This window comes from Serratia sp. Nf2, from assembly GCF_003028435.1.
In the GTDB taxonomy this organism is placed as follows: domain Bacteria; phylum Pseudomonadota; class Gammaproteobacteria; order Enterobacterales; family Enterobacteriaceae; genus Serratia; species Serratia marcescens_L.
The window spans coordinates 276,513-289,626 of the sequence record NZ_PYTW01000004.1 but is presented as its reverse complement, the minus strand read 5'-3'; the positions used below and the strand labels follow the sequence as shown (position 1 = coordinate 289,626).

Annotated in this window: 14 protein-coding genes; 11 read left to right on the top strand and 3 right to left on the bottom strand. The window is 56.7% G+C overall.

The genetic code is table 11. From position 1 onward, the window contains the following. Nucleotides 1-2 precede the first annotated feature (2 nt). Genes C9411_RS11675 through C9411_RS11640 form a run of 8 tightly spaced genes read left to right on the top strand, consistent with a single transcriptional unit; the run spans nucleotide 3 to nucleotide 7,499 of the window. Nucleotides 3-425, top strand: coding sequence for a thioesterase family protein (locus C9411_RS11675; protein ID WP_025304404.1), 423 nt, complete (start codon nucleotides 3-5; stop codon nucleotides 423-425). Beyond that, on the top strand, nucleotides 422-1,027 hold the full coding sequence (locus C9411_RS11670) for an outer membrane lipoprotein carrier protein LolA (protein WP_063988572.1): 606 nt from the start codon (nucleotides 422-424) through the stop codon (nucleotides 1,025-1,027). Before C9411_RS11675 ends, C9411_RS11670 begins: the two co-directional genes overlap by 4 nt. Continuing rightward, nucleotides 996-3,317, top strand: a complete 2,322-nt coding sequence (locus tag C9411_RS11665) for an MMPL family transporter (RefSeq protein ID WP_107227096.1) — start codon at nucleotides 996-998, stop codon at nucleotides 3,315-3,317. Before C9411_RS11670 ends, C9411_RS11665 begins: the two co-directional genes overlap by 32 nt. Then, the gene (locus C9411_RS11660; RefSeq protein ID WP_107227095.1) at nucleotides 3,314-3,901 is read left to right on the top strand and encodes a DUF3261 domain-containing protein; all 588 of its coding nucleotides are present in this window, start codon (nucleotides 3,314-3,316) and stop codon (nucleotides 3,899-3,901) included. Before C9411_RS11665 ends, C9411_RS11660 begins: the two co-directional genes overlap by 4 nt. Nucleotide 3,902: 1 nt before the next feature. Next, the gene (locus C9411_RS11655; RefSeq protein ID WP_107227094.1) at nucleotides 3,903-5,072 is read left to right on the top strand and encodes a beta-ketoacyl-[acyl-carrier-protein] synthase family protein; all 1,170 of its coding nucleotides are present in this window, start codon (nucleotides 3,903-3,905) and stop codon (nucleotides 5,070-5,072) included. Continuing rightward, nucleotides 5,069-5,545 (top strand): 3-hydroxy-fatty acyl-ACP dehydratase, encoded by a 477-nt coding sequence (locus C9411_RS11650; protein WP_063988576.1) that lies wholly within the window; start codon nucleotides 5,069-5,071, stop codon nucleotides 5,543-5,545. The genes C9411_RS11655 and C9411_RS11650 overlap by 4 nt, the downstream gene beginning before the upstream one ends. Beyond that, nucleotides 5,542-6,273: a 3-ketoacyl-ACP reductase FabG2 gene (locus tag C9411_RS11645; protein ID WP_063988577.1), complete on the top strand. Its 732-nt coding sequence runs from the start codon at nucleotides 5,542-5,544 to the stop codon at nucleotides 6,271-6,273. The genes C9411_RS11650 and C9411_RS11645 overlap by 4 nt, the downstream gene beginning before the upstream one ends. Further along, complete coding sequence (locus C9411_RS11640; RefSeq protein ID WP_063988578.1) at nucleotides 6,270-7,499, top strand: beta-ketoacyl-ACP synthase; 1,230 nt, start codon at nucleotides 6,270-6,272, stop codon at nucleotides 7,497-7,499. Before C9411_RS11645 ends, C9411_RS11640 begins: the two co-directional genes overlap by 4 nt. A 54-nt stretch (nucleotides 7,500-7,553) precedes the next feature. On the opposite strand, the gene C9411_RS11635 is transcribed toward C9411_RS11640, so the two are convergent. Next, on the bottom strand, nucleotides 7,554-9,236 hold the full coding sequence (locus C9411_RS11635) for a PglL family O-oligosaccharyltransferase (protein WP_107227093.1): 1,683 nt from the start codon (nucleotides 9,234-9,236) through the stop codon (nucleotides 7,554-7,556). Nucleotides 9,237-9,922: 686 nt separating this feature from the next. Continuing rightward, on the bottom strand, nucleotides 9,923-10,864 hold the full coding sequence (locus C9411_RS11630) for a nucleoside hydrolase (RefSeq protein ID WP_063988580.1): 942 nt from the start codon (nucleotides 10,862-10,864) through the stop codon (nucleotides 9,923-9,925). A 207-nt stretch (nucleotides 10,865-11,071) separates the two neighbouring features. Here C9411_RS11630 and C9411_RS11625 point away from each other — a divergent pair, with 207 nt between their 5' ends. Beyond that, nucleotides 11,072-11,347, top strand: coding sequence for a zinc ribbon domain-containing protein (locus tag C9411_RS11625; RefSeq protein WP_063988581.1), 276 nt, complete (start codon nucleotides 11,072-11,074; stop codon nucleotides 11,345-11,347). Then, nucleotides 11,344-11,688, top strand: a complete 345-nt coding sequence (locus C9411_RS11620; RefSeq protein WP_107227092.1) for a hypothetical protein — start codon at nucleotides 11,344-11,346, stop codon at nucleotides 11,686-11,688. The genes C9411_RS11625 and C9411_RS11620 overlap by 4 nt, the downstream gene beginning before the upstream one ends. Here the strand turns inward: C9411_RS11620 and aaeR are convergent. Beyond that, nucleotides 11,679-12,590 (bottom strand): HTH-type transcriptional activator AaeR, encoded by a 912-nt coding sequence (gene aaeR / locus C9411_RS11615; protein WP_063988583.1) that lies wholly within the window; start codon nucleotides 12,588-12,590, stop codon nucleotides 11,679-11,681. The genes C9411_RS11620 and aaeR overlap by 10 nt on opposite strands. A gap of 314 nt (nucleotides 12,591-12,904) precedes the next feature. Here aaeR and aaeX point away from each other — a divergent pair, with 314 nt between their 5' ends. Next, nucleotides 12,905-13,108: a p-hydroxybenzoic acid efflux pump operon protein AaeX gene (gene aaeX, locus C9411_RS11610; protein ID WP_004936952.1), complete on the top strand. Its 204-nt coding sequence runs from the start codon at nucleotides 12,905-12,907 to the stop codon at nucleotides 13,106-13,108. The last annotated feature ends 6 nt before the right edge of the window (nucleotides 13,109-13,114 follow it).

The following is a 13,114-nucleotide window of genomic DNA, read 5'->3' as shown; positions in this document are numbered from 1 at the left end:
GGGTGCTGAATGACCCTCGCTTTACGGCTGACGTTGAACTTACCATCCCGTTTCATGATGTCGACATGATGGGAGTGGTGTGGCACGGCAACTATTTTCGTTATTTTGAGATCGCCCGTGAGGCGCTGCTGAACCAGTTTGATTACGGTTACCGGCAAATGCAGGCGTCCGGGTATGTTTGGCCGGTTGTCGATACTCGGGTGAAATACCGCGATGTGCTGACATTTGAGCAGCGCATCCGCGTTCGCGCGCAGTTGGAAGAGTATGAAAACCGTTTGCGCATCGCTTACCAGATATTCGATGTCTTGACTGCGAAACGGACCACAACGGGTTACACCATTCAGGTTGCGGTAGAAGAGAAAAGCCGTGAAATGTGCTTCGTGAGTCCAGATATTTTGTTTGAACGCATGGGGGTGGCGCCATGAGACTTTTGCCTTTATGCCTGCTTTTGCTGGCGCCGTGGGTGCATGCCGTCACGCTGGATGAGCTTCAGCAACGTTTTACCGGGCAGCCGGTGATCCGGGCTCATTTCGCACAGACGCGTACGATTAAGGACATGCCTCAACCGCTTCGCTCACAGGGAGAAATGCTGCTTGCCCGCGATCAAGGGTTGTTGTGGGATCAAAAGAGTCCTTTCCCCATGCTGCTGATGCTAAACGATTTTCGTATGGTTCAACAGGTGAATGACCAGCCTCAACAGACGATTACCGCCGAAAATAATCCGCAGATGTTCCAGTTTAACCATCTGTTGCGCGGACTCTTTCAGGCCGATCGCAAGGCGCTGGAAAAGAATTTCCGCGTGGATTTTCAGGACAAGGGGGAGGGGCGTTGGGCTCTTCGCCTGACGCCGACAACCACGCCATTGGATAAAATTTTCTCCTCAATCGATTTGTCTGGTGAAACTTATCTGGAGTTTATTCAGCTCAATGATAAACAAGGCGATCGTACGGAAATCATACTTTCTCAACACCGACTGACCCCTGCGACGCTGACTGATGACGAACGCCAACGCTTTGCCGCCGACTAATTCCCGCCGCCACGCCCTGTTATGGGGATTGGTATGTTTGATGCTGCTTGCTGTGTTGTTGGCGCTGCTGCCGGGCGCACGTTTGAACAGCAGCGTGTTGGCGATGCTGCCCAAGCAGGCGCTGGGTTCCGCGCCGCTCGCGCTAAATGAAGGCTTTATGCAGCGCCTGGATAAACAGGTGGTGTGGTTGGTCAGCCCCGGTAAACAGCCAGATCCGCGAGTAGCAGAAACGTGGTTGGCGCAACTTCAACAGTCACCCACGTTGTCTGAAGTAAAAGGAAAGATGAACGTCGAAAGCCAGAAAGCCTGGGGAGCCTTTTTCTGGCAGCACCGTAACGGGCTTATCGATAGCGCCACCCGTATGCGTTTGCAAAATGGCGGTGAAGCGCAAGCGCAATGGGTTCTGTCACAGCTTTATTCCGCTTTTTCCGGCGTTAGCGGCAAAGAATTGCAGAACGATCCATTGATGCTGATGCGTGGCTCTCAGTTGGCGCTTGCGCAAAACGGCCAGCGACTGCGGCTGATGGATGGCTGGCTTGTCACTCAGGACGAGCAGCAAAACTACTGGTATTTGTTACATGGGGAGCTGGCGGGTGACTCCTTCGATATGCAACAGACCCATCGCTTGGTGGCGGAGCTCGCAGTACAGGAAGCGTCACTAAAGGCGCGCTATCCGCAGGCGCAGCTGCTTTCTCGGGGGACGGTGTTCTACAGCGATTACGCCAGCCAGCAAGCGAAGCGGGATATCTCCACCCTCGGCGTTGCCACGATCCTGGGCGTGATTTTGTTAATTATCGTGGTCTTTCGTTCATTGCGACCGTTGCTGTTGTGTCTGCTTTCTCTCAGCGTCGGGGCATTGGCGGGGACGGTGGCAACGTTGGTGCTGTATGGCGAACTGCATCTGATGACGCTGGTGATGAGCATGAGCATCATCGGGATTTCTGCCGATTATACGCTCTACTATCTGACAGAACGCATGGTGCATGGCGCAGTCATGTCGCCCTGGCAAAGCCTGACGAAGGTTGGCAAAGCGCTTTTGTTGGCATTGTTGACCACGGTGGCGGCCTATCTAATCATGATGTTGGCTCCTTTCCCTGGGATTCGCCAGATGGCCGTATTTGCCGCCACCGGACTTAGCGCATCGTGTCTGACCGTATTTTTCTGGCATCCCTGGTTGTGCCGCAGTCTGCCGGTGCGGCCGGTTCCGGCGATGGGGCTGATGTTGCGTTGGTTGGCGGCATGGAGACGCAATAAAGCGTTGCGTATAGGGTTGCCGACCGCCTTGGCATTGCTGTCATTGGCTGGGATTGCCACATTGCGCGTGAATGATGATATTTCCCAACTGCAGGCGTTGCCGTCTTCACTCCTGGCGCAGGAGAACCAGATTAGCCGATTGACCGGGCAAAGCGTCGATCAGAAATGGTTCGTGGTCTATGGCAATACCCCAGAACAGACGCTGCAGCGGTTGGAAACTTTCCTGCCTCATCTGGAGCGTGCTCAACGCGAGGGAATGATTAGCCAGTTCCGCGTGATCCCCCTTAATTCGCTGGCGCGCCAACAGCAGGATTTACATCTGCTGCGTGAAGCGGCACCAACCGTGATCCGCGCTCTAAAAAATGCGGGGCTTGATATCGCCCACCCCGATCTGAACGCGATGCCGGTTTCCGTGGCCGCGTGGCTTGAAAGTAGTGCCAGTGAAGGTTGGCGTTTGTTGTGGTTGACTCTGCCCAACGGCCAGAGTGGGGCGCTGGTTCCCGTCGATGGCGTAACGTCAGACAACCAATTGGGAGAGCTGGCGGACAAGCAGGCCGGTGTGGCATGGGTGGACCGCAAACAGTCGTTTGATTCGCTCTTCGCGCTCTACCGCGCCGTATTAACGGGGTTGTTAGGTATCGCGTTGGTTGTGATCGCCTGTGGCGCGATGGTTCGCCAAGGGTGGCGTAAAGGGCTTGTCAGTCTGATACCGTCCGTGTTGTCGCTGGGGTGCGGATTGGCTGTGCTCTCATTTTGCGGGTATAGCGTGAACCTATTCTCGCTGTTGGCATTAGTGCTGGTGCTGGGCATTGGCATCAATTACACACTGTTTTTTAGTAATCCTCAGGGTACGCCGCTGACTTCGCTGCTGGCCATTACGCTGGCTATGGTGACGACCTTGTTAACGCTTGGCATGTTGTTGTTCAGTGACACGCAGGCAATCAGCTGTTTCGGCATTGTTTTGGTCAGCGGAATTTTCGTCGCCTGGCTACTTTCACCACTGGCGATGCCAAATAAGAAAAGAGAAAAAAGATGATGGTACGTAATTTCTGGCGATTCGCCGCGTTGCTTGTTGTGATGGGGATAGCCGGCTGCAGCCATTCGGTTGCTCCGGGGAATGACGCGTTTCCACAGGCTTGGTTAGAGCCGGGCACCCGTGTGGTGTTGCCCGCGCCTGGTTTGTCACCGGCAATCGACAAGCAGCAACTGTTGACCGGTACTTTCAACGGCAAAAGCCAGTCGCTGTTGGTCATGTTGCATGCTGATGCGCATAAAATCACCCTCGCCGGACTTTCCTCTGTGGGAATTCGACTGTTTAAGCTCACCTATGATGAGAATGGGTTACACGCCGAGCAATCTATCATCGTTCCTCAATTACCTCCGGCGAGCCAGGTGTTGTCTGATGTCATGCTCAGTCTTTGGCCGCTTGAGACTTGGCGAGAGCGGCTGCCGAACGGCTGGACGATCGTCGATAAGGGTAATCAGCGCGAGCTGCGTAACGCCAGCGGCAAGCTGGTGACCGAGATCGTCTATCTTCAGCGTAATGGCCTGCGAGAGCCGATTAGCATTCAACAACATGCTTTTAAATACCAAATCACCATTCAATACCTGGGTGGCTAACATGATTTACATCTCTGCCGTCGGTATGATTAATGCGCTTGGGAATACTTTGGATGAGATAGCAGCAAACCTCGCTCGCGGCTCTGCGCCGGGTATGCGTCCGAGATTGGGATGGCTACAGGGGTACCCAGAAGCCGTGCTGGGCGGCGTTGAGGGAGAGTTACCCGTTATCCCTGCGTCGTTTTCCGCTCATCGTTCCCGTAATAATCAACTGTTGCTGGCCGCTCTGGAGCAGATCCAGCCCCAGGTTGATGAAGCCGTCGCCAGGTTTGGTCGCGATCGGATCGCCGTCGTGATGGGCACCAGCACCTCCGGGTTAAACGAAGGCGATGAGCATGTACAGTTGACGCTCAACGGCGAAGTTAGCTCACGTTGGCAATATCCTCAGCAGGAGCTCGGCGATCCGTCGCGATTTCTCAGCCGCTGGTTACGGGTCGATGGCCCGGCATTTACGCTTTCGACCGCTTGTTCCTCCAGCGCCCGAGCCATTATCAGCGGGCGGCGGCTGATAGAAGCGGGACTTGCCGACGTCGCCATTGTTGGCGGTGCCGATACGTTGAGCAGAATGCCGATCAACGGTTTTCACAGCCTTGAGTCGCTGTCGCCTCAGCTTTGCCAGCCGTTCGCCCAAAACCGTTGCGGCATCACTATCGGTGAAGGCGCTGCACTCATGGTGCTGACCCGCGAGCCTCAGCCTCTGGTTCTGTTGGGGGCGGGGGAATCCAGCGACGCTTGGCATATATCAGCACCGCATCCTCAGGGCGAGGGGGCCATTCGCGCCATTGAACAAGCCTTGGCAGAAGCGGATATCGAGGCGAAACAGGTGGGTTACATTAATCTGCATGGCACCGCGACACGGCTTAACGACCAAATCGAATCCCGCGTGGTGCATTCGCTGTTTGGTGAACAGGTACCCTGCAGTTCGACCAAGCATTTAACCGGCCACACTCTGGGGGCTGCGGGGATCACGGAGGCGGCTATCAGCGCGCTGATTTTACTGCGCAATTTACCTTTGCCCGCCCAAGACTTCAGCGCTTCGCCAGCGGACCCCGCGCTCCCCGCTTGCGGCATCATGCATACCAGTCAACCGTTGGCTCGACCGATAATCCTCTCTAATTCTTTCGCCTTTGGCGGAAATAACGCCAGCATTCTATTGGGGAAAGATGTATGAACGAATATTTGCCGCCGTCGGAGTATCTGCCTCATGCTGAGCCGATGATGTTACTGGATGAGGTCGTCAACGTGACGGAAAACGATGTTCACTGCCAGGTCAGTGTGCATCTTGACGGGGTGTTGGGACCCTTTATCGATGCTCAGGGCAATCTGCCGGGATGGTTTGCGCTGGAGTTGATGGCGCAAACGGTGGGGGTTTGGTCCGGCTGGCATCGCCGTCAAACGGGGTTGCATGAAATTTCATTGGGTATGGTGCTTGGCGCCCGTGAGTTAACCTGTGCGGCCGGGCATCTACCCGGCAATGCGACGTTGAATGTTCAAGCCAGGTTGCTGATGCAGGACGAACGTTTCGGCAGCTTTGACTGCACCATTACCGTAGGGCAAGAGTGCCTGGCATCTGGCCGTGTGAATACTTTCCAACCCACGTCAGAAGAGTTGACATCGCTTTTTAATCAGGGAGAGACCGCATGAGTCGTTCAGTTCTGGTCACCGGGGCTAGTAAGGGTATTGGGGGCGCGATTGCTCGTCAGCTCGCCGCCGATGGTTTTATGGTCGGCGTCCATTATCACCGAGATCAGGCCGGCGCCCAGGAAACCCTCGCAGCCATTGAGCAGTCTGGGGGGCAAGGTCGCCTGCTGAACTTTGACGTAAGTGAACGTGACCAGTGCCGTGAGGTGTTGGAAAAGGATATGGCTGCCCACGGCGCCTGGTACGGTGTGGTCTGCAATGCAGGCATCGCCCGGGATGGTGCGTTCCCCGCGCTTAGCGAGAACGATTGGGACAGCGTGATCCACACCAATCTCGATGGTTTTTATAACGTCATTCATCCCTGCATCATGCCGATGATCGGCGCGCGCCGAGGTGGCCGAATCATTACGTTGTCGTCGGTATCGGGAATGATGGGCAATCGCGGTCAGGTCAATTATAGCGCCGCTAAAGCGGGGATCATTGGCGCCACCAAAGCATTGGCCATTGAGCTTGCGAAGCGCAAAATCACCGTGAACTGCATTGCTCCGGGCTTGATCGACACGGGGATGATCGAAATGGAAGATGCCGCATTGAAAGAAGCGATGGCGATCATTCCAATGAAGCGCATGGGCCAGACGGATGAAGTCGCAGGCCTGGCGAGCTATTTAATGTCCGATATTGCGGGCTACGTCACCCGCCAGGTCATTTCCATCAACGGAGGAATGCTATGACTTGTCGTGTCGTCATCACCGGTATGGGCGGCGTAACCGCCTTTGGGGAACGGTGGCAGGATGTTTCCTTGCGTCTGTTGGCATATGAAAATGCGGTGCGGACAATGCCCGAGTGGCAGGTTTATGATGGATTGCATACCTTACTGGGCGCTCCAATCGATGATTTCGTCCTGCCTGAGCATTACACCCGAAAGCGCATTCGCGCAATGGGGCGAGTCTCGCTCCTTTCCACTCGCGCTACAGAACTGGCATTGGAACAAGCGGGGCTGATTGGCGATCCGGTACTGACTAACGGCCAAACCGGCATCGCCTACGGCTCTTCGACGGGAAGCACAGGCCCCGTGAGCGAATTCGCCACTATGCTCACTGAAAAACATACCAACAACATCACCGGTACCACCTATGTGCAGATGATGCCACATACCACAGCGGTTAATACCGGTCTGTTTTTCGGCCTGCGCGGCCGAGTGATCCCGACCTCCAGCGCATGCACCTCCGGGAGCCAGGCGATTGGCTATGCCTGGGAGGCTATTCGTCACGGTTATCAGAGGGTTATGGTTGCGGGTGGCGCAGAAGAGCTTTGCCCTTCGGAGGCCGCGGTGTTCGATACACTATTCGCTACGAGCCAGCGTAACGATAGCCCTAAAAGCACACCGTCCCCTTTCGATCGACAGCGTGATGGCCTGGTGATTGGCGAAGGTGCCGGGACCTTGGTCCTGGAAGAGTTGGAACATGCAAAAGCGCGCGGCGCCGCTATCTACGGTGAGATTGTAGGTTTTGCCACCAATTGCGATGCGGCGCATATCACTCAACCGCAGCGTGAAACGATGCAAATATGCATGGAGCAGGCGTTGAAGATAGCTGGCTTGAATGTGCGGGACATCGGCTATATCTCCGCTCATGGCACTGCCACTGACCGAGGGGATATCGCTGAAAGCCAGGCTACGGCAGCTATTTTCGGCGGCCAAACGCCGATTTCATCGCTGAAAAGCTATTTTGGCCATACGCTGGGAGCTTGCGGTGCGCTGGAAGCCTGGATGAGTTTGCAAATGATGCGCGAAGGCTGGTTTGCGCCAACGCTTAACCTTCATCAGCCGGATGAGCAGTGTGGTGAGCTGGATTATATTATGGGGGAAAGCCGGCGCATCGATTGTGAATACTTACAGAGCAATAACTTCGCGTTTGGCGGCATCAATACATCCATCATTATCAAACGTTGGGTTTAAGTCGACACGGCGGGAGCAATAAAATTGGTTCCCGCCATTCCAACCATCATAGGTTTACCTGAACCGCGCATCCCGCGCAAACAGGAAAGCGGCCTCCCGCAGGCGAGCGTCGGCTTCTGCCTGAGCCCCCTGATAGCGCAAGATCATGATCAGCGTAGCGTAGACGTTGGCATCGATGCGGCGCTGCAGATAGGCGTTGGCCCACTGCCGATAGTCGGTCAACAGGGCATCATCACGCGTTTGGTTATAGACCAGCAGCGCGTGAGATTGCTCGTCGAAGGTTTTGCGCTCCCGGTAGATCCAGGCGGCCGGCGGCGGCATCTGCTCGATGCTGTCGATGGTGGCCAGCATGGTGCGCTCCGATTGGGTGAGCGCCATGCGCCCTTGCCAGGCGAAGACCGCCATTGCCAACACGCCGACTGCCGCCATCGCCACCGGCAGGCTCAGGGCTTTAGCGAACGGCAGCGGGCGCGGCTCGCCGGTTTGGCCGTCCAGCAGCGCCAGCAACAGCAGAAACACCAGCCAGTGCGGTGTAGACAGATAGAAAGGGTATTCCAACTGGGTGTGCATCAGCATCGGCAGCAGCACCAGGAACAGGCCGACGCGGGCACCGGCCGGTTGCTCGCGATCCCGTTGCCAGGCGCGTTTCAGCAGCAGCGCGCCGGCGACGAGGACGATAACGATACCCGCCAGCGCTGGCAGGCCGCCCTCAACCCACCACAGCAGGATTTCATTGTGCGGATGCCCGGCGACTTCCAGCACTTCTCGCCAGGGCATTGCCTGTAGGCGGAAGTGCGCGAAGCTGTATTCAAAGCCGCCGTAGCCCCAGCCCAGCAGCGGTTTGGCCAGGATCATGCTCAGGGTATCTTGCAGCATTGTCAGACGTGAATAATTGGAGCCTTCGCGTGCGATAAGACCTGAGTGGCCATCCAGGCCAAAGCCGGTGAACAGTACCATCAGGCCAAGGGCGATACCCAGCAACAGCGCGCCGCCGGCCCAGCGGCTTGCGGCCGGGCGCTGGCGGGCAAAGCGCCACAGCAGCAGCGCCGCCGCTAGGGTGCCGCCCAGCCAGGCGGCGCGCGACTGGATCAGCACCAGCAGAGCGGAGAAAGCGACCAGCAGCGCGAGCAGCGGGAGTTGCCGCCGCTGTGTCGGCGCAGAGAGGGGGGCAAGCAGCAGCCAGAGCGCCAAAGCCAGCCCGGTGGCGATAAAGCTGCCGAGCACGTTCGGTTGCTGAAAGACGCCGTAGACCCGGCTGCCGTTAGGAGATACCCAGGCCAGAGCAGGGGCGAACAGCTGTAGCGCCGCCAACAGCGCCTGAACGCCGACGGCGAACAGCAGGCCGAACAGCAACAGGTCGCGCTGCCGGGCGGTGAGGCGCAGCTGCAGGCAAGCGACATAGAACAGCCAGCCACCGAGCAAACCGGCGCAGCGCCACAGGGCATCTTCGCGCCACTCGGGGCGGGTATACAGCAGCGGCAACGCCAGCACGGCGATGCCGAGCAGCAACAGCCGTGCGGTGGGGGTAAGTGAAAGACGGGCACGGCCAACACAAACGGTGGCGGTCACGAGCAGCGTGGTCAGCGCCATAGCGCTCCAGGCCAGAATATTTTGCGGCAGCGCCAGGCCGCCGCCGCCCATGTTGGGATGATAGACCGGCAGAATCACCGCCATCCAAATCAGCAGCAGGGGCAGCACGGCAATGGTCGCTGCGTTAGCGGGAGATTTATCGGCCATGGTTAACCTGCCAAGGTCTGATAGCGTTTATTGAAAGCATATTTTAATTATTCCCTATCCTTTACTTTGGTGTTTAAATTCGCTGAAGCTTCGATGCTTAAAATATTTTATGGGAATTGAAAAGGCTTCATGTTGAAGCGATAAATAATTTCTCTCTGTGAGCTTGGTGCGAATCATATAAAAAGGTAAGCCGTATTTCAGTTGCCTGCAAAGGGTGCCTTATTTGTTTGAAAAAAGCAGGATTGTCATTTTCTCAAATTCATCTTGCTCCAGTCAATTTTTAATATTTTGTTTTATTTTTTTATTTAAATCAATTCGTTGAAGTTTTATTTTGCGTAATGAAACGCCGTGTTTGCGACAGCGAGCTTCTGGGTCGGCAGGCGATGTAGCCAATGAGATAAGCATTTTCTTGTTAAATCGTTGTTGCCAATGGCGGTGCGGTAGGCGTGGTTTTATTTATCGCCGTTCATTATTTTATTTCATATTTTATTTATCACGTCTGTTTTTATTTTTATTAAGACTCTTCTTGTTCTTATGATTTTTTTTAAGTTTTTTTAAAGTAAATTTTTTTAAGATTGTTCTGTGCCTATGGAAATAACGGAGCGATGGTCTGCCTATCCCTGTTGCCGTGATACCAGACGGACTAACGCGCTTGTAAAAGCGCGTTAGTCCATGCTGCACCGCTCTCACTCCACTTCGCCAATCCGCTCCAGCGCATCTACCACCAGATCCCAGAATTTATCCTGATCCAGTTTGACCGCGACCTGGGTGTGGCAGTCCGGCGGCGGTGGCGCGCGGAAGTCCGCGACCGTCATGCCCAGCGTCAGGGTGCCGGTCAGTTCGATATCCACCGGCGCTTTGCGTACCGTCATCACGCTCGGATCGATTACGTAGGCGACGGCGCAAGGATCGTGTACCGGTGGGGCGCTGAAGCCTTGCGCCTGCTGGTACATACGGCCAAAGAATGCCAGCAGTTCGCCGACGAAGGTGGCCGGCCGGGTGCCGAGGGCGGCGATGCGCTCGCAGACTGCCGGCGTGGCCAAAGCCTGGTGAGTGAGATCCAGCCCGACCATGGTCAGCGGCCATTTTTCGTTAAACACGATGTGCGCCGCCTCGGGATCGATTTTGATATTGAACTCCGCTACCGCGCTCCAGTTGCCCACATGATAGCCACCGCCCATCAGCACCACTTCCTTGACCCGTTCGGCAATGCGCGGCTCTTTACGCACCGCCATGGCGATATTGGTCAGGCCGCCGGTCGGCACCAGCGTCACGCTGCCGGGTGGATGGGCCATCACGGTCTCGATGATCAGATCTACCGCATGGCGCGAGTCCAGCTGCAGGTGGGGTTCCGGCAGCACCGGGCCATCGAGGCCGGAATCGCCGTGAATGTCGGGCGCCACTTCGATATTGCGCACCAGCGGACGCGGGCAGCCGGCGGCGAAGGGTACGCCGGTGATATTGGCGATGCGCGCCACCGCCAGCGCGTTGCGCGTCACTTTGTCCAACGTCTGGTTACCCACCACGGTGGTGACCGCCAGCAGGTCGATCTGCGGATTGCCCCAGGCCAGCAACAGGGCGATGGCGTCGTCATGCCCCGGGTCACAGTCCAGTATGATTTTTTTCATGGTTATTCCTGATGCAGGGAGAGGTTCCCGCAGCATAACGCAGCGCGGCGGCGTGGGATAATGCCGATGGTGCTTTTGTTAACGGCATCAAAGCCTTGCCACTTTTACGATGTAATGAAACGTAAATCCTGCTCGCCGGGCTTTACCCTGGAGTTTGCTCCAGGGTTTACAGTGAGCTTCAGCGTTAATGCACAGAGGAGAGGCGGGATGAGCTTACTGAAAAGGTTGTTGGGGCAGGGCGGTATTAACGGCGGTCATCAGCGCGCGGGTCACCGCGGCGGGCATCATGGCAACCGCTATAACCAGCATGGCGAGCCGGGGCCGCAGTGCCCGAAATGCCAGGCGGTGAATAAATCGGACGCACGTTATTGCCATCGCTGCGGCCAGCCGTTTGCCGCGCTGAGCGCCACCTGCGGCCAGTGCGCCGCGCCGCTGCCGCCGGGCAGCCGCTTTTGCTCGCAGTGTGGCGGCGGTGTGCCATGAACCGGGGCGGTTGGACACTCGCGCTGCTGCTGGGCACCATGGCGCTATGGACGCTGCTGGCCTGGGGCGTGGCCGGCGTGCTGACCTGGCTCCCGGCGTTGGCGGACGCAGCCGGCAGTGCATCGTTGCCGGTGAGCGGTGTGCTGAGTTTGGTACCGCAGACGGTGCTGGATGCCTGGCTGCCGTGGCTGAAACAGCTGGGCAGCGGTCTGGCGAGCTATTTTCCTCTGCTGCTGAACTGGGCGGGCTACGCCGTCTGGCTGCTGTGGGGCCTCGGCATGCTGGCTCTGATACTGCTGGGCGCGCTGGCGCACCGCTATTTGAGCGCCGCTCAGCGATAACCCTGATAGACCGCCGCCACGCGTTCGAAATAGTCGGTTAGGTAGTTGATGCATACCTGCACCTTAAGCGGCAGTTTGTCCTTCTCGGTATAGAGCGCATAGATCGGCCGCGGATCCGAATGGTAGCTTTTGAACAGGATCTCGATCTCGCCGCGGTTGATCTCTTCGATCACCCACATCAGCGGGGCGTAGGCGATGCCGGCGCCGTTTTTCAGCCAACGGATCATGGTGGAAGAGTCGTTGGTGACGAAGCGCCCCTGCGGTGAAATGCGCGTGGTGATGCCCTCCGGCGACATCAGTTCAAATTCGCTGTCGGGCCGCACGCTGTACTCCAGCCAGGAAAAGTTGACCATGTCGCTCGGCTTCTGCGGCGTGCCGTGCTGGCTGAGGTAGCTTTTGGCGGCGCACACCACCATCGGCATCTGCCCCAGGCGGCGGGAGAACAGGCTGGAGTCCTGCAGCGCGCCGGTGCGGATCACCAGATCCAATCCGTCGGTGATCAGATCCGGCGCCGGAATGCCGGTCACCAGGTTGACCGTCAGGCCCGGGTACTCTTTCATCATCTCGGCGGTCATGTTCGCCAGCACGTTTTGCGCCATGGTGGATGAGCTGCCGATGCGCAGCGTGCCGGCGGGGGTATTGTTAAACGCATACAGTTGCTCATGCACTTCGCTGACTTCGTGCAGCATGCGCCGGCAGCCCTGATAGTAGATTTTGCCGGCCTCGGTCAGGCCGATGCTGCGCGTGCTGCGGTTCAACAGCTTGACCTGCAGCTCATTTTCCAGTTTCGAGACGGTTTGGCTGATCGATGAAACGCTCATGTCGAGTTGGCGCGCGGCCGCGGTAAACGACCCGAACTCAACCACTTTGGCGAATACCGACATCCGTTTTAATCTTTCCATTATTCACTCTGGCTTAAAAGTGATTTAGATCACAGATTGTTGATGCCTTGATAGTAAGCAGGCTAATATAACGTGGTCGGGTGAATAGACCTTACCAACGTGCGAGAGCGATCGGCGACGTAATCCTGCCGCTCCTCCGGCACCCTCGCAATCCCTGTCGTGGACGTCTGCCCCAAAGTTTAACCTTTTTTCGGGTTCGTGACCTGGACAAGCTGTCTGGTCAAGATTTGTGGCGCGCGCACGCTAAAATGTAAAGAGAATGTGAATGGCGAGATGTGTCTTTCCCCGGCGCAGTGAACAATAAGGAAAAATTGATGAGTTTGCTTCCGGTTATGGTCATCTTCGGACTGTCGTTTCCGCCGGTGTTTTTCGAGCTGCTGGTGTCGCTGGCGCTGTTTTTTCTCTTGCGCCGCCTGCTGCAGCCGACGGGGATTTACGATTTTGTCTGGCATCCGGCGCTGTTTAATACCGCGCTGTATTGCTGCTTGTTTTATCTGATTTCATGTCTTTTTGTTTGAGGTCGC